Below are 26,359 nucleotides of genomic sequence, written 5' to 3' on the forward strand. Positions count from 1 at the left end.
CCTAAAATTAAAAATTATCGTGCTAACCAGCCACCATCAACCGCGAGAATATGGCCATTGACATAGTCACTGGCTGTTGATGATAAAAATATGGCTGAACCAATTAAGTCTTCTGTTTCACCCCAACGCCCCGCAGGGATACGCTTTTCAATTTCACTATTACGGGCGGCATCATCTTGTAATACTTGGGTGTTGTCGGTTCTAAAATAACCTGGCGCAATAGCATTAACCTGAATATTGTGTTGCGCCCATTCGTTTGCCAGCGCTTTAGTAAGACCCGCTACCGCATGTTTGCTCGCGGTATATGCTGGTACTGTCATACCGCCGCTGTATGACAGCATTGAGGCAATATTAATTATTTTTCCAAACCCTTGTTTGATCATGTTTGGCGCAACCGCTTGGGCCAATAAAAAACTGGCATCAAGGTTTACTTTCATCACGTTCTGCCACTGCTCATACGGGTAGTCAACCGCTGGGCTGCGAAATATAGTGCCGCCAACATTGACCAAAATATCTATTTCGCCATGTTCCGTTAACGCTTTGTTTGCTAATGCATTAACTGAGTCTGCATTACTCAAATCAGCAGCATAATCAAAAGCCACACCGCCACGTTCTTCGATCATCTGACACGTTGCTTGGCAGCCACGCTCTTTGCTACTACTGCAAATAACCTTTGCGCCAGCAGCGGCTAAACCCATTGCAATTTGTTGACCCAGGCCGCGGCTTGCACCGGTGACGAGTGCTGTTTTTAAAGTTAGATCAAACAAGGTAGCTGTCATTTTAAACTCCTGTATTAAAGTATTTATTACGTAATTACTAATTCAATGTAAATTGAATTAACTAAACTTGTTAACACTCATTCTTCGCTACCGGTGGCAATTTGTCAAATACTATTTGCCACCGGTGGCAAATATGACTAAGATATAAATATCAATCAGCCCATATAACATTTATAGGTTCTTATTATGCAAGCACTGAATAGAAAAAACTTTAATAAAGACAAATACCCAACAAAAATAATGCAATACGGTGAGGGGAATTTCTTGCGTGCATTTATCGATTGGCAAATTGATAAACTCAATGAAACAAGTGTTCTCAACGCCGGCGTTGCAGTTATTCGTCCTATTGATTATGACGCAATTCCTTTACTTAATGTTCAAGACGGTTTGTATACCACTATTATTCGTGGCTTAAACGAGCAAGGTGAAACCGTCGCCGATCATCGTATTATTAGTTCAATCAATGAAGAAATTCCTGTCTATAAAGATTTTCCGCGTTATATGGCATTAGCTGAGAATCCGGATCTGAAAATTATTTTTTCAAATACCACTGAAGCTGGTATTGAATATATTGATACTGATAAACTCGACGACGCTCCCGCTAAGGCATTCCCAGCTAAATTAACGCAGTGGTTGTTCCATCGCTTTAATCACTTTAACGGCTCAGCTGACAGCGGTATGGTGATCATCCCTTGTGAGTTAATTGACTACAATGGCGAGAAACTCAAAGAAATCGTGTTTCAATACTGCCAACTTTGGCAACTACCTGAGGCGTTTTCAAGCTGGTTGAATGAAGCTAACCACTTTTGCTCAAGCTTAGTTGACCGTATTGTCACCGGCTTCCCCCGTGATGAGCATCAACAACTACAAGAATCGTTAGGTTATTTAGATAACTTTATGGTGACCGCTGAGTACTTTCACTTGTTTGTTATTCAAGGACCGCAGCATCTAGCACAATTATTATGCTTGCAAGACAGTGATCTAAATATAAAAATTGTTGATGATATTTCACCTTACAAACAACAAAAAGTCGGTATTTTAAATGGTGCTCATACGGCTTTAGTGCCACTAGCTTACATGGCGAACATTGATTCTGTGGGCGATGCGCTGGCCGATCCTTTGTTTGAAAAATACCTAACGCAATTAATCTTTGCTGAAATTATTCCCACTCTTGATTTACCTGAAGATGAATTAAAGCGCTTTGCCAATGATGTACTGAACCGCTTTAGAAATCCGTATATTTGCCATTTATTACTGTCTATTTCACTCAACAGTATGACTAAATTTAAGACCCGTATTTTGCCGCAGTTGCACACCTATGTGAAAACAAATAACGCCGTACCGAATATGATGGCATTGGCTATTGCAGGGCAAATTTTGATGTATAAAGGCCTACGTAATGAGCAGCAAATTGAATTGAGCGATGCACCACAATGGCTAGAACTATTTAATACCCTGTGGCATGACTTTGATAACAACACCCTATCCTTAAACACGCTTGTTGAACAAGTACTAGGGGCACAATGGCATTGGGAAAGTGATTTAAATGAACTTCCTGAATTAACTGCCACCGTTACAGCTCACCTACGTAATATGCTCACTGAAGGTGTAGCTACTACGCTTACTAACCAGTTAGGCCAATAATATGAAACCATTAATTAAACTACACCCAACTGATGATGTTGCCATTGCAATGCGTAATATCACCGCTGGTGAAATATTGCCCGTTGATGGCGAAGAGATCTTAGTCAATGAGAACATTGATAAAGGCCATAAAGTGGCGCTGCGTGATATTAATAAACAAGAGAATGTTATTAAATACGGTGCCCCCATTGGCTTTGCCCTAGAGAATATTCAAAAAGGCGGTTGGGTGCATACCCATTGCGTTAAAACCACCCTCAATGATGAACTGGATTATCAGTATATTCCTGAGTTTATTGAGCAAAGTGAAGCGACCCCTTCGCCTGAAGTAAATATTTATCGTAGACAAAACGGTGAAATTGGCATTCGTAATGAAATCTGGCTGATCCCTACGGTAGGCTGTGTTAATGGCATGATCAACCAAATGATCAAAGAGTTTAAACTGCGTCATCCACAATTAGAAATTGATGGCATTTATGCGTTTCCTCACCAGTTTGGCTGCTCTCAACTGGGCGATGATTTAGACACAACACGGATACTGCTACAAAACATGGCACTGCATCCAAATGCTGGTGGCGCTTTAGTCGTTGGCTTAGGCTGTGAAAATAATCAATTACCGGCATTTCGTGATGGCTTAGGGGATTACGATGAAGGCCGAATTAAGTTTTTGATCACCCAACAAGCGGATGACGAAATTGAAGAAGGCGTTGCGCTACTTGAACAAATTTATGCCCAAGTAAAACAAGATAAACGTCAACCAGGTACTTTATCTGAAGTAAAGTTTGGCCTTGAATGTGGTGGCAGCGATGGTTTGTCTGGTATCACGGCGAATCCGATGCTGGGTTATTTTTCAGATTATTTAATTGCTCAAGGTGGCACAACGGTATTAACCGAAGTACCTGAAATGTTTGGCGCTGAAACTTTATTAATGTCGCGCTGTAAAGACGAGGAAACTTTTAACAAGCTCGTTAACATGGTTAATAACTTTAAAGGTTATTACAAAGCTCATAATCAACCTATTTATGAAAATCCGTCGCCAGGTAATAAAAAAGGCGGGATCACTACCTTAGAAGATAAATCATTAGGGTGTACGCAAAAAGCCGGCACCAGTAAAGTACAAGCGGTTTTACACTATGGTGAACGCCTGCAAATACCTGGATTAAATCTATTAGATGCACCAGGTAACGACCCTATTGCCACCAGCGCACTTGGTGCTGCAGGTTGTCATATGGTGTTATTTACCACTGGCCGCGGTACGCCTTATGGTGGATTTGTGCCAACGTTAAAAATTGCTACTAATTCAGAACTTGCCAATAAGAAAAAACGCTGGATAGATTTTGACGCTGGCGTTTTAATTAACGATGTCTCAATGGAGCAAGTCCACGGGGAGTTTGTTGAACTGCTAGTCAACATCGTAAACGGCCAACCAACTTGCAATGAAATAAACGACATTCGTGAAGTCGCTATTTGGAAAAAAGGAGTGACGTTATAAATGACACCTAAGTCCATCGCAATTATTGGCGAATGTATGGTTGAGCTTAGCGGCCAACCATTTACTGCTATGCAACAAAATTATGGCGGCGACAGCATGAATACCGCCATTTACTTAAAAAAACTCGCAGGCAATGAAGTAAACGTCAATTACGTCAGTGCCATGGGCACTGATCCACGAAGTCGTGCACTGATTGAAAAATGGCAAGCTCACCATATTAATACTGACAATGTGCTGCTCAGTCATAACAAACAACCAGGTTTGTATATGATTCAAAACGATGTGTCAGGGGAGCGTACTTTTCAGTATTGGCGTAGCGACTCAGCCGCTAAATATTTATTGCAACATACTGATTTTAAAAAAGTACTAACCAACCTTGCCGAAGTTGATGCTATTTATTTATCGGGGATCTCGCTGGCAATCTTAGCAGAGCAAGATTGCCATACTTTACTCAGCCATTTAGCGTTACTAAAACAGCAAGGCATAAAAATTATTTATGATAGCAACTATCGCCCTGCATTATGGTCAAGCAAAATGCACTGCCACCTTGCCAATAATAAAGCATACGCACTAGCCGATTTAGCATTAGTGACCTTTGACGATGAAGCACAATTATGGGGAGATAGTAATGTTGCGCAATGTACCGAGCGTTTGCACCAACAAGGCGCTCATGAGGTCGTTGTAAAACTCGGCGCGGATGGCTGCCAATACAGTAAAAAACACCTTGATAATTCAATTTCAGTCGAGCTGTTTAATACTGTCGCTGTAGAAAAAGTGATCGACACTACCGCCGCAGGTGACTCATTTAACGCCGGCTTTTTAGCCCAGTGGTTAACAGAGCAACCTATAAAACAATGTGCACAAGCGGGTAATTTACTGGCCGCCCAAGTGATCCAAAAGCGTGGAGCAATTGTCGAGATTAACATTGCGACAATCAAAAACTACTAATGCAGTTAGCGCTTTATTTAGCCCGCTAGAAGTTAAATGCTTAAATCGATTAGTTAAGACTCTTTAACGTCTCGACACCGAACCTGAGTGCATACCTAAGTTTACTTATTCTAAAGTAAGTGCTGTGAGACGCTTATTTTGTTTAAGTAAACTTCCTCTCATGGGTATGCACTCTAATTTATCATTACTACAACATTCACTTATGGCTAAGGGGCTGGTTTGCCATCGGCATCGATGCCACGCTTCCAATACGCTGAACACACTATTTTTGCACTGGGGACCGCAAACTGCTCTTTCGCAAGGTTTTGAATTGTGCGCACAAGTGAGCCTTCAAGCCCCATAAAAATTAATGGTGTGCCCGTGTACTTATTTAAACAGTGCGCGACCTGCTCTACTAACTCTATTTGTGGCTCAGTCGTAACTAACCACTTAATACGATGTTTAGTATGCACCTCTATTGTATCTAATTTGATGATATCTTGGGAGTCTGTAACGTGTATGACCACATCAACATCAGCTGTTGCAGGTAGTTGTTGTAAATAGCCGTTAATAGCATTAACTGAGGTTAAATCAGCAATCATCAAATACTGCGACTGACTAAAATCACCCAACTTTTTAGGGCCAGGGCCTGCAATTGCGAGTTTATCACCAGGTTTTGCTTGTTTAGCCCAATCAGTTGCGATACCACGATGCTGATTGACGACAAAATCAAGCGTAATTGTATGGTTAATAGTATCAATCGCTCTGATTGTATATGAGCGCTTAGGTGCAGGTTCAGCTGCTTTGAGGTCAATTTCAACCTCATCTTGTCCAGCATGTGGTAATAGTACTTTTACGTACGCACCTTGTTGATCCGCAGGAAAATCATGAAACTCATCTGAACCAACAACCAAACGCTTTAAATGCGGAGCTATCGCTGTTGTGCTTATTACGGTTGCACGACGTACTTTTCTACTCATTTTGATCTCCTCAGAAGGTTTATTACATGTTTAATTGCACAACGCCCCATTGGTTGATAAAATCAACTATAACAAATTAATTGACTTTGTCAACTACATTGAGGGTTTTATGAATACACCTTTATCAAATACGCTGTTTGAATTGATGCAAAATTACCGCGTCACAATTCGTGAAGCAATTAACGCAGGCGAACTTGGTATAAATGCTATGCACGTACGCTGCATACATATTATTGCGAACGTAAATAACTGTACGGCTAACGATATTGTTACTAAAACGCAGCGCGACAAAGCGCAAATAGCACGTTTAATTAAAGATCTTATTGGCTTAAATTTAATAAATAAGCAGGCAAGTGAGCACGATAAGCGCTGCTTTATTTTGTCGCTCACAGAGCAAGGTAAAGTTCTTTTTGATAAGTTATTAGCCTCAGAGCAGAAAATAAATAATCAAATGTGTAAAAACTTAAACCCTCAGCAAATCAAAGACTTTTTAGATATCGCACAGCAAATGATCAAAAATATGGATTGATCGGTTATACATTTCTTGGCATAACTTACACAAAACGCATATACTGTACGCTTATACAGTATATGCGTTTTAGGTTGTGTTATGTTTGTAATTCCCATTTATATAGAAGCAGGCGTGTGTGGTTTTGAATCGCCCGCAGCGCAGTACACCGAGCTAGGTGTAACCCTTGATGAGCTTTTAATAAAGCACCCAAATGCTACCTTTATTGGCCTAGCATCGGGTAACTCTATGCAAGAAGTCGGAATTTTTGAAGGGGACTTATTAGTTATCGACCGTGCAGAGCCTGCAGAAAATGGTGACGTTATTGTTGCTAACTTAAATGGTCTTTTTGTATGCAAGCTGCTTGATAAAACCAATGCGCGGCTGCTTTCAGCGTCTTCTTTACATAAGCCTGTACAACTCACCTCTGCAGACGAATTTCAGCTCGAAGGCGTAGTAACGCTATCAATAAGAATGCACAGGCAAAGCCCAGAGTTACTAAAATGTATGCCTTAGTTGATGCTGTGTCGTTTTATGCCAGTGCCGAAAAAGTATTCGACCCTGCTATTCGATCCAAACCCGTGGTTGTACTTACCAATAACGATGGCTGTGTATGCGCTATTTGCCCTATTGCTCGGCGCTTAAATATTCCTAAATTTGGCCCGTACTTTAAAGTTAAGCATTTACTTGAGCAAAACAACGTTGTTATTCGCTCTAGCAATTACGAGCTTTATGCTGATTTAAGCGACAAAATGATGAACATCATCGCTCGCTTTTGCGATACACAGCACATATACAGTATTGATGAATCGTTTTTGCACTTTGATGGCTACACATCATTAATTAAAGACTGGCATGAATACGGTCATACAATAAGGCGCACAGTATGGCGCGAAACAAAGCTTCCTGTAGGTGTTGGTTTTGGCCCGACCCCTACTTTAGCAAAAGCCGCTAACCATGCCGCTAAAAAGCTCAGTGGTTTTAATGGTGTTGCAGTAATAAATAGCGAACAAACTCGCCAAGCTATTTTACAAAGAATGAGCTGCGAAGATGTGTGGGGAGTAGGCCGGCGGCTAGCTAAAAAACTTAAAATAATGAATATACACACCGCCTGGGATCTTGCTCAGCAAAACCCTGGAGCAATGCGCCGTGCATTTAGTGTGGTTGTTGAACGCACAGTAAGCGAGCTTAACGGAATAACATGTTTAAACTGGGATGATGTACGACAAAATAAGCGGGAGATTTATTCGACCCGTAGTTTTGGAGAGCGCATATGTGAGCCAACAGCACTTAAAACAGCGCTAATTAACCATGTAACCACAGTGGCTAATAAATTAAGAGCGCAACACTCGCTCACTCACCAGCTTTATATTTTTGCAGCCAGTGGCGCGCACGAAAATAGATATTATAAAAAGTCTTTTGTGTATAAGTTCCCCTCACCCACTAACGACACCTGCGTGATGGCTAATGCTGTATCTGAGGTATTTAATAAGATTTACCAACCCGGTATACGGTTTTATAAGTGTGGTGTGGGTGCGGTAGAGCTAATATCAGAACAGTTTCAGCAAAATGACTTATTTAATAAAAGCCCTGATAATCCAAAACTTATGCAATGCTTAGACACAATTAACAATCGATACGGAAAAGGAATGCTAAGCCTTGCAAGTAGTAAATTAAATGACCGGTGGCACATGAACCGTGATTTTTTGTCGCCGCAGTACACTACGCGTTGGCGCGATATCCCTAAAATATACTGCGAATGATTTGCTACTTACTACTTACTAGATGCTTTATTTACTCTCATCTGCTTTTTTAAATGTGCACTCTACATTGGGTTCGCTCAATGTATATTTGAGTGTGTTATCAGCTAAAAATTTGATACTTTGACTGATTGTTTTTTCGTTTGCAGGGCTTTCACAACGGCTCATTCTTAAGCCGTTTTCAAGGCCATCACTTTTATATTTAAGCGTGCTGGTTATAAAGCAAAAGTTTGGTTTTTTAATGGTTCGGGTACCATTGTGGAGCGATCCAAATACAATTTGCTCACCAAGTTTAAAACCCGCACTTAAATCACTTTCATCTGTCAAACTCAAATTGCTGTTAACGCATAACCCTGAGTTGCTCGACACAACTTCGTAGGCCCCCAATTTTGACTTTAAAAGCGGTATAAATCGTGTTTTATTACTCGGCTCAGAAAAAGCATTTGCACTTGTAAAAGCGACAGTTAATAAAGCGAGTGTTAAATATTTCATTTCGTGGGTGTATCCTCGTGAGTCAGCGTGTTAAATAATAGCAAAATGCCTAATCACTTAGCTTTTATAACTTTTAACAACTATAACAGAGATTTACTATAAAAGGAGAGAAGTCGTATTCAGGAACCAAGACACGAGCAGCTAAGGGAGCTTTGCTCGACTATACTGATTCTTACATGTGTATAAGCCAGTAAGATAACGCAAGAGCAATTACCGAGCCCATTAGGTTACAAACCTCGTGCCGCAAATAAATCCCTTAGATTGAACACATTTAAATCCACAAAGATTCATCCTAGATACTGCATTACAAACCATTTTGCTGTTAAGTACTTTAGTTAATACGTGCTTAAACAGCAAAACGATTTATATCAATGCGCTTACTTGAAGGGAAATTGAACTCATAAAATTGTTTGAATAGCGCTCAAATTACTGTTTGTTTTATTGCCAGTACTTTGCAAATAATAAAGGGTAGCTTTGCTTTAAGAACTTAGGTTTGTCTTTAAAACGTTTACCTTTAGGTTCATCACTGCCTGATGGAATAAACGGTAATTCGTCTTCGCTGCGTTCTTCAAATAATAAACCGGCTATTAAATCATACTCATCAATATACGGGTAAGGCTGCTCGTTTAAGTAATAAACAGGTGTACACTGCGCTAACGAATCAGCATTTTCTAAAGCGTTTTCGAATACTGTTTTACCGCGCGAAATTAACCAACATCTAAACTCGCTAAAACCGTAATCGTCGTTACATCCAGCCATCACAAAAGCGGCACCAAACAAATCCCAGGTAAAACATTTACGCATATGTATGCCAAAGTGTTTATCAAAATCAATAAGGTGCTGATCGCTTAAATCATTAAGTTTAGTTTTTAGGTTATCGCTCACACTTTGCGGATCGAGCCCTAAATCAGGCGTTGTTACTAAATCCCAAAAAGCCTGCTCTGTTAACGTTGCCATTATAAAATCTCTTTTACTCGGCCAACTTGACCATCTTCTAAACGTACTTTAATACCGTGTGGGTGATTTGGTGATTTTGTTAAAAGGCGCTCAACAACACCTTCTGTTAATGTGCCGCTGCGTTGATCTTCTTTTAATACAATATTTACTGTGGTACCTGGTGAAATTTGCGAACGCGAAGGAACAGCCATAATTTAAACCCTAAAAATAATTTATCTAATTATAACGTCCATGTGATGTCATACCAACTAAACCGCTGTTAATTGGCTAAAAATGAGATGTGTGCTGGTTTTGCGTTCAACTTAATAGCTGCTAGCTGGCTAAGTATAATCTGCGTTAACTCATCAAGTTGCGGTTTTGCATCTTCACGGGCTACCTCATCAATAAAGTAACATTGTACTTTTAACGTGTTTACTTCGTTATTTAAATCAACTGTATGCGTTAGATAATCAAAACCAATTACCATTTCTTTAATTGCTTCGCATGCATTAGTAAGCGCTAAGCGAATTTGCTTATCGCGCTGTTTTTGAGTTTTAGTCATAAATATAAAGGTTACTTATTTAGTCTGGGCTTGTTGCTGTTTTTTAAACTCTTCGTAGTTAGAGTCTTGTTTATCTAGGCATTCGTAATATTCTTTGTCAGCTTTATAGTTACACTCATCAAGGCGCGCCGATTGTAATTCATGAAAACGTGCATCAGAGCTGCAGCCAGCCAAAACACATGATCCAATAATAAGTAATGCGCTGCTTTTTAGTTTATTGATAAACATTAAATTTCCTTACACTTCTATATCGAAAAAGCGTTAAATTATTACGATACTATTGTATATTAGCGCCATAAAATCTTAATATCCAAAGGATCTATTACTATGATGTCGCAGTTACAAAAGTTGTTTCAGCGTATAGACAAAAGCAAGATATTTCAATCATTTGTTATAGCTGTAATTATTGTTTCTGCCCTTACAGTAGGTGCACACACTTACTCACTACATCCTACCGTAGAGCTTGCTCTAAATTGGATGGACGTTGGCATTACTGCATTCTTTTTAATTGAACTAATAATCCGCTTTGTTGCAAGTAAAGGCATTAAAGACTTCTTTTCTAAGGGATGGAATATATTTGACACTATCATAGTATTGGGCAGTTTATACCCTGCTGCTGGCTCTACAATGTTAATTGCTAGGCTGTTGCGCATATTTAGAGTGTTACGATTGGTTTCGATGATCCCAGAGCTGCGCTTATTGGTTAACTCATTGCTCAAAGCCATTCCGCAAATGGGTTATATAGCCCTGTTAATGTTTGTTATTTTTTATATATACGCTGCAATGGGTAGCATGATGTTTGCTGAAATCAACCCCGTACTTTGGCAAGACGTCTCAATATCAATGCTTACCTTGTTTAGAATAGCAACGTTTGAAGATTGGACCGACATAATGTACGAAACAATGGCGGTGTACGAATTAAGCTGGATTTATTACCTTACGTTTATATTCTTAACTGCATTTGTATTTTTAAACATGATGGTAGGTGCAATACTTGAGGTAATGAGTGAGGAGCACCGAAATGCCCGAGAAGAGCTTGCGGATAACGATTCTCTACCTGCAACACAAGGTCAGGTAAATGAGCTACAAGTTCAAATTGCAGAGCTTAAAGCGCTATTGAGTAACCGAAAAAACTAATCTGATAAGAGTACTAAAGCACCCACTTAAAGTTTAAAAAGTGGGTGCAGTTTAGGCATTCAACGCAAACATACATTACCAAAGTGCTTTAATTTTCCTCGTTATCAGGTTTGTCACCCGTATCTTCAAACGAAATGATGTTATCTACTTTCATCTTAAACGCATCAAAAAATGCGTTTTTTAGTACAGAAATAACGGCTTGAAAAGTCGACACATCCGTATTATCTAATTGCCCCTCTATAGGAATGCGTGCAGCAACGAGTTTAGACTCATCGTTTTCGAGTATAGAGCCCAGTAGATCTACACTGCCTTCAAATATGGCAGTAAAGATACCGTCATCATCTTTTTCTATATCTTCTCGCCAAGAAAATACACTCAGGTTTTGAACACCCGCTTTTACATAACCATTTAAGTTATTATCTTTAGCCACAAGCTCCATTGCGCCATCAATGCCCCCCGCTTCAATATCAAACGGAGTATACACTTTAAACACAGTGTCGAGATTTTTAACTGAGAAGCGCTGTACCTCTGCGTTAAAATCAAAATTAGCGCGTTTGCTAAAAGGGTCTAGTTTGCCATCAAGTTTTAATGCGGCCTCTCCCATTAACGCCCCCTCTACGTTTAAAGTAGTCACAAGTGTTTTTGATAGGTTTTGCGCATTCGTTATATTTTCAATTCTGGCATTAATATTTGATATAAAAGTGGGTTTTTCACCGTTATTGGTTGAGTTAACTAAGGTTAACTTGCCTTGCTCAATTATTAAGGTATCAATAGAAAACAGTACTAAATCATTCGCCAGTCCCACCCAAGTGGTTTCATCTTTTACTTGTTGATTTTGCTCAGAAGCATTGGGGTCTTTATCGTAAATAACTATCTCAGGACGCGTAAAAGCCATGTTTGTGACTAAATTCCCTTTTAAAAGGGCTGACCACGCAAGTGAAAAATCGAGAGTTTGAATACTCAGTAAAGGCTTAGGAGCTGAAGTTGCATCAACAGCGTAAATTTCAACGTCGTCAATCGCGTAGGCACCGCGATATAAAAACAAATCTACATCACCAACATGCCCCGTAACACCTTCCGTATGTTTTAGCTGATAATTTACGTACTGCTGAAGCGCATAAGGTGCAGCTATTCTGGCAATAATAAGGACTAATAAAATAACCGCAAATGAGTTAAACCATTTGCTATGAAATACATTAGAAACCGAGCTCATTGTAATTTCCTTTACCTAATACTTTAGAATGAGCATTTTAAACATGTAAGAATTACGCAAAATTGTAACAACACTACGTAAATCGTATTTAAAATACATCGTTAATAGCCTAAGTGAAGTTAAAGTGGCTAATTTAAGTATTAACAGCAAAGGTTATACCAATTTAAAATTGCTACAAAAAATTGGGTTTATGCAGCAATACTTAACTAAATAAAAACAGCGAGTACCTTTAATATATCAAGGATAGTGCTTGATCAAATCTAACTGGTTTACTGAATATAAAACCTTGGTATTTATCAATTTCTAAGCTTTGTAATAACGTTAACTGAGCGGAGTTTTCTACGCCCTCCGCTATTACTTGGCAACCAATCATATGCGACATGTTAGTTACCGCAGATACAATACTTTTGTCTTTTGAGCACTCACAAATATTATCAATATAAGATTTATCTATTTTAATGTAATCAACTGATAGCTCTTTTAAAACCGATATAGAAGAAAACCCAGTACCAAAGTCATCAATAGAAATACGCACACCGGTATTTTTTATGGCCGTAATCACTTTTGACAAATACGGTAAATTTTTAATCATGACTGTTTCTGTTATTTCTAAATGCACATTGTATGGTTTAACTGCGTATCTATTTAAAAGCGCAACTAAAAAATCTAAAAAGTTATGATTTTCTAGTTGCAGCACCGACACATTAATCGACAATCCAATATTACTATTTACGGTATTTAGCTTACTTAAGCTCGCAATAGCTTGCTCTAGTACAAATTCGCCGAGTATATTAATTTTTCCATATCGCTCTGCAATATCTATAAATTCTGAAGGGGGAATAAATTCATCATTAAACTGCCAACGAAGTAGTACTTCAAACGTAGTTATTTCATTTGTGCTTATATCAACAATAGGTTGATAGCACAGATGAAAGTCACCTTTTTCTACGCACTCTTTAATTGAGCTGCGAAGTACTTCTTCTCTTTTAAGCGATTCATGCATTCGCTCGTCAAATACTGATATTTCATTACGGCTTTTCTTACCTTCATACATAGCTACATCAGCGTATTTAATCGCCTCTGCAAGATTAAAATTTTCGCGCGTAAAATACAGCCCAACCTTAAAAGAGGGGTTTACTTGATAGCTATCCATGCTTACTGTTTTCGTTAAGGTTTTAACTAATCTAAAAACACAGTCAAAAAGTTCATCTTCGGTATTGGTTCGAGAATAAAAAATAAACTCATCACCTCCCCATCGACAAGCAATAAAGTCGCCTTGGGTTTGTGCTTCAACTAATCGTTTACCTGTTTGGGCCAGCACAAAATCACCAAAATCGTGACCGTATTTATCGTTGATGATTTTAAAGTCATCCATATCTAAAAATAAAACAGCTTTAATATCATCATTTTGATTGGCTAAATCAAGTTCAACATTAGAAACAAAGCTCCCCCTGTTAAACAATTTAGTTAGGTTGTCTTTTTGCTCTAAAGAAATTATTTGTTCGGTACGAAGTTGTACTTCGTTTTCTAAGTTTTCAATAAATTGATCTAACTTAAGTTCATTATTAATTGATGACTTTACATCTTTTGCACTACGTGAAGCCGTTATAAAACACAAAATAAACCATAAAACGAGCCATAAAACACCTAGTACATTCTCATCTTCAATAGGCTGTAAAAGTAATAAAATACTAAAAGGAACCAATAAGCAGGTTATATACGACAAGGAGAAACGAATATCAGAAGCTAAAACGTTTACACCGCCACCAGCAAGGGAGCTAAAAACAACCAGTGATACAAATTTTTCCTGCATTTGCATGTTTTCATAAAACAAAATAGGAAAAGCAGCCCATGTTAAAGCCGCTAATAATAAACCTATAAAATACAGATGATATTTAAAAGCATGGGTGTTGTTAACAAATACATGGCTTGCTATTCGAAGTAATGAAATAAATGATAACGTAAAAAGCCAGTAAAGCTTTTCTTGCGAGGCACTGTGGTTAATACTGCTAAAAATAAGAAAACAAGAAACAACCGTGTTTATAGCAATTGCAGAACTAAAATAGGAGCTAACAAATGCTAATCGCTTATTGGCAAAGTTATTTGTGTGAGAGGTCATTAATATTACTTGAATAGGCTGTTGCACAATGTAAACAGTTTACTTAAGTTCAATAATAAACAAAAGTGAACATTCATAAAAAAGTATTGTTTTAGCCTCTTAAGCGGTTTTATAAGCCATTAAACTAAAAAGGGCTGGCAAATTGCCAACCCCTTTTGTTAAAACTGATTATATATTATACCAATTCGCTTAATTAAGTGATCTATTTTGAGGGAAGAAAATCGTGTCGATAACATGGAAAAAATTTCTTTATTTAGTTGTTCTATATCAGAAATATTTAACGTAGTTAACGTCAGATTTAACCCCTCAAATTGATTAAGTATTGCGAATTAGTATTACTCACCATCAACAATTATGCGTAGCATACGACGAAGTGGCTCTGCCGCGCCCCATAAAAGCTGATCGCCTACTGTAAATGCGCTAATGTATTTTGGTCCCATCGCTAATTTACGAATACGCCCAACAGGAATGCTTAAAGTGCCCGTTACTTTAACCGGTGTTAAATCTGTGGCACTAATTTCACGCTCGTTTGGAATTACCTTAACCCACTCATTATGAGACGCTAAAATTTCTTCAATTTTTTCTACGCTAATATCTTCACGTAATTTAATGGTCATCGCTTGCGAATGACAACGCATAGCGCCAATACGAACACATAAACCATCAATTGGCACTGGTTGCTTAGAAGAGCCTAAAATTTTGTTGGCTTCTACTTGCGCTTTCCACTCTTCTTTAGACTGACCGCTTGGCATAGGTACGTCAATCCACGGGATTAAACTGCCCGCTAATGGCACACCAAATTGGTCTTGTGGTAAGTCATTTGACGCCATTGTTTCACTGACTATTTTATCAATTTCTAAAATAGCAGAGCTTGGGTTATCTAATTGCTCGGCAACACTTGCATGAATAGCGCCCATTTGTGCAATAAGCTCTTTCATATTTCGTGCACCAGCACCAGAGGCTGCTTGGTAAGTCATTGGGCTTACCCATTCAATTAGGTCTTGCTCAAATAAACCGCCTAATGCAAGTAGCATTAGCGATACTGTACAGTTACCGCCAACAAACGTTTTAACGCCTTGCGCTAAGCCTTGTTCAATAACATCTTTGTTTACGGGATCTAGCACTATTATGCTGTCCTCACTCATACGCAGTGCTGAAGCTGCATCAATCCAGTAACCATCCCAACCCGACTCGCGTAATTTTGGATATACCGCATTGGTGTAGTCACCGCCTTGGCAAGTAACAATAATATCCATTTTAGCAAGTTCGCTAATGTCACTTGCATCTAGCAATGGTTTTGCGTCGCCTGCTATATCAGGGCCTAGTTGACCCGCTTGTGAGGTGGTGAAAAAGGTGGTGTCGATATGGGCAAAATCACTTTGCTGCTGCATACGTTCTAATAACACAGAGCCAACCATGCCACGCCAACCGACTAATCCTACTTTTTTCATTGTTTGTTCCACTGTTTGATTCATAAAAGATGCCTTAATACATTAAAAATTAAATTCATTGCGTGAGATTTAATTTTCATTAACGTCAAAATAACACCACCAGCGCGCTAAAACTAGTGAATAAAGTAGAACTTAAATATTTTTCATAGTCATAAAAAAGCCCTGTATTAAATACAGGGCTAATAGGTAATTAGGTTTTATTATATCCCCCTTCCTTGGGTAGAAAATTAAAACTCGTAGCTAAAGCTTAAACTAAACTCAGTGCCTTCTTCTTGACGCCAAAGTGTTAAGTTTTCTTGTTCAATTTCTTTTTCTTGGCCAAGTATATTTTTAACTTTAAAATTAACTTTAGTATTAAAGTTAGGGAAGTAAGAATAAACTAAATCAAGAGAATGAAATGACTTTTCTTCTGCGTCTTCGTTACCACGCGTACCTGGTACGATTATGCGCGGCCCAAACACGTTATAAACAACTGAGGTAGAATGAAAACCATCAGCAGAGTCATAACCCATTTGTAAGTTTGCTACCCATTCAGAATGACCAACTAAACGACGTTTATTATTAGTAACAATGTTAGAAACAGAGTCAGCTTCCAACGCCTCTTTTAGTTGTTGTTCAAATAATGAATCAACCCCATCAGCATCGTTTATGCCAAGCTCAACACTTGAATCCGATAGAGTAACGTTACCTGATAAAAATATGGCAGATAAATCATTATGAATAAAACTAAAGTCAGTTAAAAAGTCTACCTCAATACCTGTTAGTTCACCCGACTGCGCATTTGCTGTTAGTAATTGCGGAGCAGCTCCACCAACACCCGCTAACTCGACCATTTCAATTGGGTTTTCAATATCTTTATAAAACAAAGCAACTGATAGATTGTTTCCTGAAGGCATGTACCACTCAAACCTAAAGTCAGCATTTTTTAGCTTAGAGCTTTGAAGTGTAGGCGAGCCTCGCACTAAAAACTCTGTTAATGGGTCAACATAATAAGTTGAGCTTACATCACGCATATCTGGGCGAATCGTCGTTTCACTTAAGTTTAAGCGAAACTGCATTTCTTCATCCATAATATAAGTAATTGCTAAAGAAGGAAAAAAGTTATCTTCTTTTATTGCAACTTCGCTCACTTCTTCAATTGTTCCATCAAAGAAATTAGTATGAGCCTGAAAAGGCACTGATATTTGAGAAAAGTCTTCCCAACGAATACCACCGGTTATACGCCATGTGTTTTCGTAGAAAAAGTCGGCCATAAAATAATAAGCGTCTAACTTATGTGCAGCGCTGTACTTATCACCATCTGCGGTACCATCATCAAAAATACCAGAGCCTGTAATACTTGTATAAAACTCACTATTAGCTAAATTTTCGTCAGAAAAAAATTGGTCTATGTTTGAGCCAAATGTATATTCATCTGTTATACCACGGTGCGTAATACCAAATTGAATATTACTTGCATCACGTTTTTTTTCAGAAAAATCGCCACCCACCTTAAGCTCTAACTCATAGCCATCACCATAAAATGGGATACCCATATTCCAACCATATGTATCTACGTCATCATGCAAAGTTTGATAATCACGCGTTACGTTAGTAGCAGCAACATCTTGTAACTGTTCTGATTCAAATACACCATCATTTAAGTTAGTTTGAAAAACAACATCTAATGCACCTGGAGCATCTCTGTTGGCACGGCTTGTACCTGCATACCAATCAAAAAATAAATTTTCTAATTCAGGAAAATTATGCGTCCCTTTGAGCTGCGTAGAGAACATTTCACGCTCTTCATACATAACGTCAACACGGCGTAACTCAGTAACACCTTCTTCTGACTCGTTAGCATCGAAAAAGTCACGATTACGTACTCTGTCACTCATATCATGAAGCGCTATATTCGTTAGTTCAAATTTATGGTTATTATTAAATTCATAACCTAAATTTAATGTGCCACTCCAACGAACGGTTTGTTCAGTAGATATGCCATCATAAGTTTGTGCAAAACATTTATCTTCGCAGCCCAAACTCCCTAAATTTGTACCGCTTTGCTCTTTAACTACTTCCCATTCATTGTCATAGGAAACAGCTGCAAGAACGCCAAAAGTACCTACTTCAGACTCAAACCTATCACCTAGTGCTACTGAAAAATTCATGCCTGGATCAACATCTTTCTCAGTAGGTCCAACTTGCCAATCTAGAGATTGTAGGAGCGCTTGACGCTGCTCAAGCGTAGTACTGCTGTCACCTTCAAGTCCTGCATCACTTTTAAGCGCTGTAGAAATTAATGAAGGTAAAGCACGTGTACCATCATCGCGCCCCATCCAATCATCATCACCACCACTGTAAAAATAACCGGTGTCACTGTTAGAGGTGTTATATGAAGTACCTAACTGTATTTTAAACAAAAAATCAGAAGGAATAGATTTGGTGCGTATATTTACATTACCACCACCAAAGTGCGCTGGCATATCAGGAGAAAACGATTTCTGCACACTTAAACTTTCAATAATATCCGATGGAAATAAATCCAGTGGAACAACTGATCGAGTGGGATCTGGGCTTGGAACATACATGCTATTAAGTTGGGTACTTGAATAACGCTCACCCAAACCACGAACATAAATATATTTACCATCGACTAAGGTTAAACCAGTCACACGACGAAGCGCTGAAGCTGCATCGCCATCACCTGTGCGTGATATTTGATCAGCACCCATAATATCAGCAACAAATGCCTGATTTTGACGCTCTTGTAGTACTGCGCCTGCACTACCTTTTAGTCGCTGGCCAACAGCAACTACTTCTTCTATTTCTTGCTCTTCGGCTTCGGCTGCTATAGCTGTGTTTACTGATAGCCCCATAATTGCAGCCATAACTGCGCAATTTAGTTTACATAGAACAAGAGAAGAGGGTTTAAAAGATTTCATTTTTATACTCCGAAACAAAACAAGACATTAGCCGAGCTTTCGCTCGGCTATAATGTGGTTTGGATTAAAGACCTACCTTAACCCAACCTGCTGTCCAGTCTGTTTGTGCATCCATTGCACCAATGTAATCTACTGAATCAAAGTAACTATCTAGGCTTGAAGAATCAAAACCATTACCTAACAGTAATGACTCAGCCGAAGGCATATATCCGTTATCTGCTAAACCAAGGTCTGTGGCTGCTTGCACAGAGTTACCTGTTTGGCCTAAGAACCAAGACTCAACATTACCAGTACCAATTGCTTGCGTACCAAAGTTATTTGCCGTTTCACATGCAACAACTGAGTGAGTAACAGTTAATGTACCATCCTCTGCGCGAGGAGCTGAATCTGAACCTACACGTAAACAATTTGAATAATCTGCCCCACCTGTCACAACCACGTTTTTAAGCATACCCGCAGTGCCTGCACGTAGACGTATACCGTTAACCCCAACATTACCAATAATAGTAACATTAGAAATTGTAGGCATTGTGAGTGGAGTTGCACTTGAATCAAACTCAGAGTTATCCGCCTCAATTGCATTATCACCTGTTGAGTCAGCTTGCTTGATAAGTACGTATTGCGCTTTACCCGTCCAACCAAATGACCAATCTAGTGAGTCATCACCAATATTAGTTAAAACCAGGTGACTGATGTTTGCAGTACCACCGAAAAATTCAACACCATCGTCCAGATTTTCATGAACGTGAATGTAATCAAGCTCTGTTTGACTACCAACACCCGCAAGCGTAATGCCGTTTAACTCATCTCCGTTACCTAGCGTTTTACCTGCTTGTTTAACTGCCACGTATTTTAAAGTACCTGAGTTATCTTCTGGGTCATTACCACCAAATTGGCCAGCATCACCTTCAGCAGACACACCACAGTTCGCAAGCTCATCAGCGGTAGCTTCGCCTTCTTGATCGCCACACGAGTTAGCCGGTGCATTACCTAAAAGCACTAAACCGCCCCATTGACCAATAGTCGTTTCGCCACCAGTAACATCTTCAATAGACGTCATAGTAATTGGCTGAGTTGCACTGCCCACAGCCTCTATTTTAGAACCACGGCGAACAACTAAAAAGTCATCACCCGACTCGCCAATAAGCGTAGTACCAAATTGAACATATAAAGTCGTTTCATCAGCGCGGTCATTACCTACGGCTGTACGGCCTTTTAGAATCCAATGGGCATCGTTAGTTAATGTTACGTCTGAAGTGAATACAACATCAGAAGTTAACTGATAAACTGGCTTGTCTGTGATTTCAGGAAAGCTCGCTGATACATCAGTAGCAAAACCCTGCTCTAAGGCGTTTTGAATATCATCAGGAAAACTTGGCGTTATAGCGACTGTCCAACCATCCATCCAGTTATTATCGCCATCAAACGCACCAATATAATCTGTTTTAGTAAAGAACGAATCAAGGTCTGACGAATCAACACCCGAACCTAATAATGGTGAGCTAGATTTAGGTGTAAAGCCATCGGTTGCTAAACTAAGGGCAGCAGCTGTCAGCGTTTGGTTACCTGTTTGGCCTTCGAACCAAGATTGAACGTTACCACCACCAATTGCTTCACTACCAAAGTTATTATCTTCACTACATGCCACTACTGAGTTTTCAATAGAAAGCTCTCCAGATTCTGCATTTGCTACAGAGTCAGAACCCACACGTAAACAGTTTGAGTAACCTTCAGGTCCTGTAATTACTACATTACGTAGAACGCCCGCTGTACCTGCACGTAAACGAACACCGTTAGTACCATCAGCACCTACAATTGTTACGTTAGAAATTAGTGGCTTTGTTAAAGGTGTAGCATTTGAATCAAATTCTGAGTTATCCGCTTCAATAGCGTTATCACCACCAACAGCACTTTGTTGAATATAAATATTTTGCGCTCGACCTGTCCAACCAAACGACCAATCAAATGCATCATCACCAATGTCAGTAAGTACTATGTTACGAACATTTACAGTACCACCAAAAAACTCAACGCCATCATCAAGATTTTGATGAACTTGGATATATTCTACTTTTGTTGCAGAGCCTACACCCGCAAACGAAATACCATTAAGCTCATCGCCGTTACCAAGAGTTTTACCTGCGTGCTTAACGACAATATAACGAAGAACACCTGAGTTATCATCGCTAATATCGCCACCAAATTGTCCTGCATCACCTTCTGCAGATACACCACAGTTAGCAAGTTCTTCAGCAGTCGTTTCACCAGTTTGATCGCCACACGAGTTAGCAGGAGCATTACCTAAAAGTACTAAACCGCCCCATTGACCAATTGTTGTTTCAGCGCCTGTTACATCTTCAATAGATGTCATTGTAATAGGTGCAGTTGCATTACCATTTGCGTTAATTTGCGAACCACGACGAACAACTAAAAAGTCATCACCTGATTCACCAATTAGCGTTGTACCCGCTTGAACATATAATATAGTTGCATCTGCACGGTCATTACCAACGGCTGTACGGCCATTTAAAATCCAATGTGCGTCATTTGTAAGTGTTACATCCGCTGTAAACGTTGTATCTTCAGCTAAGCGATATACTGGCTTATCTGTAATTTTTGGAAATTCGCTAGATACGTCTGAGGCTAAACCTTGTGATAGCGCATTATCAATATCAGTAGGGAAGCCACCATTAATACCAACAGTCCAACCTTCCATCCAATTAGTTGAGCCATCAAATGCACCAACTTGCGTATTTGCAATAAGCGGCGAGCCAGCAAGAGGTGTATAACCGTTGTCATCTAGCATTAAATCAGCTGGTGTAAGTGTTTGGTTAGCGTCTTGGCCTTCAAACCAAGATTGTACATCGCCACCGTTAATAACTTCGCTGCCAAAGTTATTCGCTGCAGTTTGACAAGCAACAATAGAGTTTGTAATCGTAAGTGTGCCATCCTCAGCACGAGGTACTGAATCTGAGCCTACACGTAAGCAGTTTTCATAAGTAGCTGGGCCCGTTACAAATACATTTTTAAGAACCCCAGCAGTACCCGCACGTAAACGAATGCCGTTATTGCCCTCAGCACCCACAATTGTAACGTTTGAAATAGTAGGTAAAGTTAATGGTGTTGCACTTGAATCAAACTCAGAGTTATCAGCTTCGATAGCGTTATCGCCTACGTTAGCCGCTTGTTGAATGTAAACATTAGTAGCCGAACCCGTCCAACCAAAAGACCAATCTAGCGAATCGTCACCAATATTTGTAAGTACAACATTGCTTACATTAACTGTGCCACCAAAGAACTCAATACCATCATCAAGATTTTCATGTACTTGAATATAATCAACCGTAGTTGCAGAGCCAACACCGGCAAACGTAATACCATTTAACTCATCACCATTACCTAACGTTTTACCGGCTTGCTTAACAAGTACATACTTTAAAGTACCTGAATTATCATCACTGATATCGCCACCAAACTGACCTGCATCACCTTCAGCCGACACACCACAATTAGCAAGTTCATCAGCTGTTGCTTCACCTTCTTGGTCGCCGCAAGAATTTGCTGGCGCGTTACCTAATAATACTAAACCGCCCCACTGACCAATCGTTGTTTCTTGAGCTGTAACATCTTGAATTGAGGTCATTGTAATGGGCTGACTTACAGTCCCTACCGATTCAATTTGTGAACCGCGACGAACAACTAGGAAGTCATCTCCTGTTTCGCCAATAATCGTTGTACCTTGCTGAATATAAAGCTTGGCATTATCTGCGCGATCATTACCAACCGCAGTACGGCCATTTAAGATCCAGTGTGCGTCGTTTGTTAACGAAACATCAGTAGTGAACACAGTATCTGCAGCTAAGCGATAAACGGGCTTATCTGTAATAGATGTAAACTCACTAGAAACATCAGTTGCTAAACCTTGAGTTAGTGCATTATCAATATCAGTAGGAAAGCCAGTGGTAGCATTTTGTGAATCATCACGTGATGACGTTTCACCACTTGTATCGTCACCGCCTTCAATAACGTTAGTTACTGTATCACCTTCATTAATAGTTGTGTCGCCTTCAGATACTACTAAGTCTCCACCACAACCAGCTAAAGATACTGCAGTTGCAATCAAACTTACTTTGAATAAGTCAGATAATTTCATTGTTCACTCCGTTAAAGTATTTAATTATTTTTTAGGTGCTCAAATAAACTCAAGTCACCATAAAACACTTAAATAATGCTTTAAGGTCACTTGAGTTTAGCTGCGGTTACAATACGGGAGACTTATGACAAAGTAGTTACAGTTTAATAACCATAAGATGACAAAAGTAACTTATTTAAAATCAAACAATTGGATGCATTTAGAGACGATAAAAACCGCCCTAAGGCGGTTTTAGTATTGCGATTATGAACTGGTTTTACACGCGTTACTTGTTAATTAGTAAAGCGCTTTAAAATTTACAGTAAAGCTGTTCTAAGTGTTTCTGCATACACTTTTTCGCGCTTTACATATTTGATCCACTGCTGTGCTAAACGCTGAGATTTTTTATGTTTTTCTGCCTGCTCAAACGCTAAAATTGATGCATCAAAATTTTGCATGTTGTACTGCGCCATACCCAGTGCAACAAATGCATTTGATTCAAAATCAAGACCACCTTTATCAAGTGCTTTACGCGCTGCATCGGCGGCTTCTTCATATTGCTCTGTATTTACAAATACTTCGGCTAAACGTTGATCGTATTTACCGTGCTCAGATAAATCAGCAGCTTTTGCAAAGTAGGTAATAGATTTTTCATCTTCTTTAGCTTGGATCATCGCCTCGGCAACAAAAGCGTAGTTTTTTGCTGTTTTTTCAGCAATATCTTTATCAATGGCATCGCTCATCACTTTTGCAGCTTTAAACGCTAAACCATTGTATAAATACACTTGCGCTAATTGGCGTAAATCAGATTTAGAGGTTAAAAATCCTTGCTGGTAAGCGGCTTCAATTACCGCCAACTGTTGTTTTTCCCTACCTGTTTCACCATACATACCCGATAATTGCACCCAATACTCAGGCTTATTATAAAGCTTTACCATGCGCTCAAGCACTTCAACAACTTTGTCAGTTTGATTAAGCGAGTAATACATTGCACGCTGCAGTACTAACCAGTTTTCCTTAGGGATTTTGCCTTCGCTGTCGCTTAAAGCAATCACTTGAGATATGTACTCAAGCCCTTTTTTATAATCTTTTAACTGATAGTATGTTTGAGCCCTTAACAAGTAATAGCCTTCTGTTTTAGGCTGAGTGTTAATACTGTCCCAGTCATCTAAAAAAGAGATAACTTTAGTGTAATCACTATTAGCCATAGCTAGTTGCGCCAAGCTAAATGTAGTGCTTAAACGAAGTGACTCAGGAATGGCTTCCTCTGCTACCACTTTTTCAAACGAGGCAATCGCTTTTGGTAAGTCGTTTTCGTTGTAATAAATAAACCCGTAAAAGTTATGCATCATTGCCACTTCGTACGAGTTCATGCTTGCAGCTCGCTCTTGAATGCTATCAAGCGCTTCAAGTCCACCTTTAACATCACCATCGTCCGCAAGTTTTTGGGCACGAGCAAGCTGGCTATAAACCTTTTCACGCAGTGCTGGTACACGTTTCGTTTTTTGTTCTTGCTCTGCATGTGCCGTAGCTACATTTAGCCCTGGAATTAGGCTTAGAGCACTTGGTGCAACAATACTTGTACTTACTGCAGCGGTACAAAATAGTGTTAACTTTAAAAGTTTAGCTGTAGGTAGTAATTTCATAATCGCCTCGCATTTCTTTCCGTTTACTCGTGGTTAATTACTAATTAACCGCTAATTTGGAAAGATATTTTGTTCTGAACACCCGCAACTTCAACGGCTTCACCGTTTACTACGCGCGGTTTATATTTAAATTTAAGGGCTGCATCCATCGCGGCTCTATCAAAGAGTGACTCAGGCTCTGCTTTTACTACTTGTGGGTCGCGTACAGTGCCTTGTTTTGTTACAGTGAATTCAACAATAACGTAACCCTCAATACCACGTGATAACGCACGGCGCGGATAAACAGGGGCCACCTTAACAATCGGTAAGTATTCACCATCACTTGTTTCAAGTGCTAACCCGCCGGCTAAATTTACATCCGCATCTACATTGGCACCAAAGTCAAAGTTGTTAGCATTTGCTGTAGCATCACTATTTTGCATTTGCGGTGATTCCATTGGTGGTGGCGGCTCTTTTGGTGTTGGTGGCTTTTGTGGCTTACGCTCTTTTTTTTGTACAGTTTCTTCTTTTTTCAAGCGAACAAAATCAAGTACGTTACCCTTAACCGGATCCGTCATAGCGCCTTCACCGCCAGTGATCAGTGCCTGCATGCCTAAAAACAACATAAAGGTCACTACACCGGCTATCACTAATGCAACTAAATATCGCAACATAACTAGCCCTTAAGACGCATCTTGTGCGGCAATTGATACATCAAATGCGCCCGCCGCGCGCGAGGCATCCATCACCTTAATTAACATTTCGGTAGTGGCTTTTTTATCCGCTTGAATCACAACGCTACCTTGTGGATTTTCTGCTTTTAAACGCTCGATATTGGCTTGTACTGCGCGTACATCAATTTGACGTTTATTAATCCATATCTCGCCTGTATCAGAAATAGCCACTAAAATATTAGCACGCTCTTTTTTAACAGCTGTTGCGGCTTCTGGGCGGTTTACATCAATACCGGCTTCTTTAACAAAAGAAGCAGTTACAATAAAGAAAATAAGCATGATAAATACAACGTCTAGCATTGGGGTCATGTTTATTTCTTCAGCTTCGTCTTCTTGAAATAGGTTTCCTAACGGGGCTCTCATTTTTATTCTCCTAGGATGAGCGGCTTTATAAGAGCCGCTTATCAAAATTTTGCTTAATGGTCTAAAACCATGCTGTCTTGTAGTAGTTCTACTTCGCGCTTAGCTTTTCGTTGTAAGTACGTTGAGGCAAATACCCCAGATAACGCACCTACCATGCCTGCCATTGTCGGGATAGTTGCTTTTGATACCCCCGATGCCATTGAACGCGCACTACCTGTGCCAGTAATTGCCATTACATCAAACACTTCTATCATGCCTGTTACAGTGCCTAACAAACCAAGTAGCGGGCACAAAGCAACCATCACGTTAATCAAAGAAAGATTGGTGTTTAAGCGCATACCAGCTCGCGATATCATCGCTTCGCGTATTTGCTCTGCATTCCAGCTATCTCGTTCTGCACGGTTAATCCAAGTGGCTTTAAGAGCGTGTTTATAGCTTCTAAAACCATTAAAAAAGTAAATAAATCGCTCGAGTATCAATAACCACATCGCGAAGATTAACACCCCGATGACCAAGAGAACTTGGCCACCGGTGTCGAGAAAATCACGGATAGCATTGATTGAGTCAATCAATAGCACCATGGT

The 26,359-nt window shown here is 39.5% G+C and carries 23 protein-coding genes; 7 read left to right on the top strand and 16 right to left on the bottom strand.

The genetic code is table 11. The features are described from left to right. Positions 1-14: 14 nt before the first annotated feature. Positions 15-779, bottom strand: a complete 765-nt coding sequence (locus ABX891_RS17880; protein WP_354630272.1) for an SDR family oxidoreductase — start codon at positions 777-779, stop codon at positions 15-17. Between the two features lie 186 nt (positions 780-965). Here ABX891_RS17880 and ABX891_RS17885 point away from each other — a divergent pair, with 186 nt between their 5' ends. From ABX891_RS17885 to ABX891_RS17895, 3 genes are read left to right on the top strand one after another with little or no spacing between them, the layout of a single operon-like run. Further along, positions 966-2,423 (top strand): tagaturonate reductase, encoded by a 1,458-nt coding sequence (locus ABX891_RS17885; RefSeq protein WP_165742662.1) that lies wholly within the window; start codon positions 966-968, stop codon positions 2,421-2,423. A 1-nt stretch (position 2,424) separates the two neighbouring features. Beyond that, positions 2,425-3,912: a UxaA family hydrolase gene (locus ABX891_RS17890; RefSeq protein ID WP_145239125.1), complete on the top strand. Its 1,488-nt coding sequence runs from the start codon at positions 2,425-2,427 to the stop codon at positions 3,910-3,912. Next, positions 3,913-4,860 (top strand): sugar kinase, encoded by a 948-nt coding sequence (locus tag ABX891_RS17895; protein ID WP_354630273.1) that lies wholly within the window; start codon positions 3,913-3,915, stop codon positions 4,858-4,860. It begins immediately after the preceding gene. 206 nt (positions 4,861-5,066) lie between these two features. On the opposite strand, the gene ABX891_RS17900 is transcribed toward ABX891_RS17895, so the two are convergent. Next, on the bottom strand, positions 5,067-5,819 hold the full coding sequence (locus ABX891_RS17900) for a siderophore-interacting protein (protein WP_004334813.1): 753 nt from the start codon (positions 5,817-5,819) through the stop codon (positions 5,067-5,069). A 109-nt stretch (positions 5,820-5,928) separates the two neighbouring features. On the opposite strand from ABX891_RS17900, the gene ABX891_RS17905 reads away from it, so the two are divergent. The 3 genes from ABX891_RS17905 to ABX891_RS17915 all read left to right on the top strand — a co-directional run bounded on the left by ABX891_RS17905 (position 5,929) and on the right by ABX891_RS17915 (position 8,090). Continuing rightward, positions 5,929-6,348 carry a MarR family winged helix-turn-helix transcriptional regulator gene (locus ABX891_RS17905; protein ID WP_004334811.1) on the top strand — a complete coding sequence of 140 codons (420 nt, stop codon included), beginning with the start codon at positions 5,929-5,931 and terminating at the stop codon, positions 6,346-6,348. An 81-nt stretch (positions 6,349-6,429) separates the two neighbouring features. Beyond that, positions 6,430-6,843, top strand: coding sequence for a S24 family peptidase (locus tag ABX891_RS17910; RefSeq protein WP_004334808.1), 414 nt, complete (start codon positions 6,430-6,432; stop codon positions 6,841-6,843). After that, positions 6,831-8,090 carry a Y-family DNA polymerase gene (locus ABX891_RS17915; RefSeq protein ID WP_354630274.1) on the top strand — a complete coding sequence of 420 codons (1,260 nt, stop codon included), beginning with the start codon at positions 6,831-6,833 and terminating at the stop codon, positions 8,088-8,090. The genes ABX891_RS17910 and ABX891_RS17915 overlap by 13 nt, the downstream gene beginning before the upstream one ends. 27 nt (positions 8,091-8,117) lie before the next feature. Here the strand turns inward: ABX891_RS17915 and ABX891_RS17920 are convergent, their stop codons facing one another. The 5 genes from ABX891_RS17920 to ABX891_RS17940 all read right to left on the bottom strand — a co-directional run bounded on the left by ABX891_RS17920 (position 8,118) and on the right by ABX891_RS17940 (position 10,305). Next, positions 8,118-8,579 (bottom strand): hypothetical protein, encoded by a 462-nt coding sequence (locus ABX891_RS17920; RefSeq protein ID WP_004334802.1) that lies wholly within the window; start codon positions 8,577-8,579, stop codon positions 8,118-8,120. Between the two features lie 438 nt (positions 8,580-9,017). Next, positions 9,018-9,536 carry a DUF4240 domain-containing protein gene (locus ABX891_RS17925; RefSeq protein WP_004334799.1) on the bottom strand — a complete coding sequence of 173 codons (519 nt, stop codon included), beginning with the start codon at positions 9,534-9,536 and terminating at the stop codon, positions 9,018-9,020. Continuing rightward, complete coding sequence (locus ABX891_RS17930; RefSeq protein WP_004334795.1) at positions 9,536-9,727, bottom strand: YwbE family protein; 192 nt, start codon at positions 9,725-9,727, stop codon at positions 9,536-9,538. Before ABX891_RS17930 ends, ABX891_RS17925 begins: the two co-directional genes overlap by 1 nt. Positions 9,728-9,795: 68 nt before the next feature. Further along, positions 9,796-10,077 (bottom strand): hypothetical protein, encoded by a 282-nt coding sequence (locus ABX891_RS17935; protein ID WP_004334792.1) that lies wholly within the window; start codon positions 10,075-10,077, stop codon positions 9,796-9,798. Positions 10,078-10,092: 15 nt separating this feature from the next. Continuing rightward, complete coding sequence (locus ABX891_RS17940) at positions 10,093-10,305, bottom strand: hypothetical protein (RefSeq protein ID WP_004334789.1); 213 nt, start codon at positions 10,303-10,305, stop codon at positions 10,093-10,095. 99 nt (positions 10,306-10,404) lie between these two features. Here ABX891_RS17940 and ABX891_RS17945 point away from each other — a divergent pair, with 99 nt between their 5' ends. After that, the gene (locus tag ABX891_RS17945; RefSeq protein WP_354630275.1) at positions 10,405-11,214 is read left to right on the top strand and encodes an ion transporter; all 810 of its coding nucleotides are present in this window, start codon (positions 10,405-10,407) and stop codon (positions 11,212-11,214) included. An 88-nt stretch (positions 11,215-11,302) separates the two neighbouring features. Here the strand turns inward: ABX891_RS17945 and ABX891_RS17950 are convergent, their stop codons facing one another. The 9 genes from ABX891_RS17950 to ABX891_RS17990 all read right to left on the bottom strand — a co-directional run bounded on the left by ABX891_RS17950 (position 11,303) and on the right by ABX891_RS17990 (position 26,356). Beyond that, positions 11,303-12,427 carry a DUF748 domain-containing protein gene (locus ABX891_RS17950; protein WP_165742659.1) on the bottom strand — a complete coding sequence of 375 codons (1,125 nt, stop codon included), beginning with the start codon at positions 12,425-12,427 and terminating at the stop codon, positions 11,303-11,305. Between the two features lie 229 nt (positions 12,428-12,656). Beyond that, a complete protein-coding gene (locus ABX891_RS17955) occupies positions 12,657-14,546 on the bottom strand; it encodes a putative bifunctional diguanylate cyclase/phosphodiesterase (protein WP_354630276.1) in 1,890 nt (629 codons plus the stop codon). 335 nt (positions 14,547-14,881) lie between these two features. Continuing rightward, complete coding sequence (gene asd, locus ABX891_RS17960) at positions 14,882-16,021, bottom strand: aspartate-semialdehyde dehydrogenase (protein WP_354630277.1); 1,140 nt, start codon at positions 16,019-16,021, stop codon at positions 14,882-14,884. 203 nt (positions 16,022-16,224) lie between these two features. Next, positions 16,225-18,921 carry a TonB-dependent receptor domain-containing protein gene (locus ABX891_RS17965; protein ID WP_354630278.1) on the bottom strand — a complete coding sequence of 899 codons (2,697 nt, stop codon included), beginning with the start codon at positions 18,919-18,921 and terminating at the stop codon, positions 16,225-16,227. A 64-nt stretch (positions 18,922-18,985) separates the two neighbouring features. Next, positions 18,986-23,074: a beta-helix domain-containing protein gene (locus ABX891_RS17970; RefSeq protein ID WP_354630279.1), complete on the bottom strand. Its 4,089-nt coding sequence runs from the start codon at positions 23,072-23,074 to the stop codon at positions 18,986-18,988. A 296-nt stretch (positions 23,075-23,370) separates the two neighbouring features. Continuing rightward, positions 23,371-24,699, bottom strand: coding sequence for a tetratricopeptide repeat protein (locus ABX891_RS17975; RefSeq protein WP_354630280.1), 1,329 nt, complete (start codon positions 24,697-24,699; stop codon positions 23,371-23,373). 44 nt (positions 24,700-24,743) lie between these two features. Continuing rightward, on the bottom strand, positions 24,744-25,349 hold the full coding sequence (locus tag ABX891_RS17980) for an energy transducer TonB (protein ID WP_024597386.1): 606 nt from the start codon (positions 25,347-25,349) through the stop codon (positions 24,744-24,746). Positions 25,350-25,361: 12 nt separating this feature from the next. After that, positions 25,362-25,775, bottom strand: a complete 414-nt coding sequence (locus tag ABX891_RS17985; protein ID WP_004334764.1) for an ExbD/TolR family protein — start codon at positions 25,773-25,775, stop codon at positions 25,362-25,364. A 53-nt stretch (positions 25,776-25,828) separates the two neighbouring features. Continuing rightward, the gene (locus tag ABX891_RS17990; RefSeq protein WP_182672359.1) at positions 25,829-26,356 is read right to left on the bottom strand and encodes a MotA/TolQ/ExbB proton channel family protein; all 528 of its coding nucleotides are present in this window, start codon (positions 26,354-26,356) and stop codon (positions 25,829-25,831) included. Positions 26,357-26,359: the final 3 nt, after the last annotated feature.

This window comes from Pseudoalteromonas sp. NCIMB 1079 (genome assembly GCF_040567695.1).
Classification (GTDB): domain Bacteria; phylum Pseudomonadota; class Gammaproteobacteria; order Enterobacterales; family Alteromonadaceae; genus Pseudoalteromonas; species Pseudoalteromonas distincta.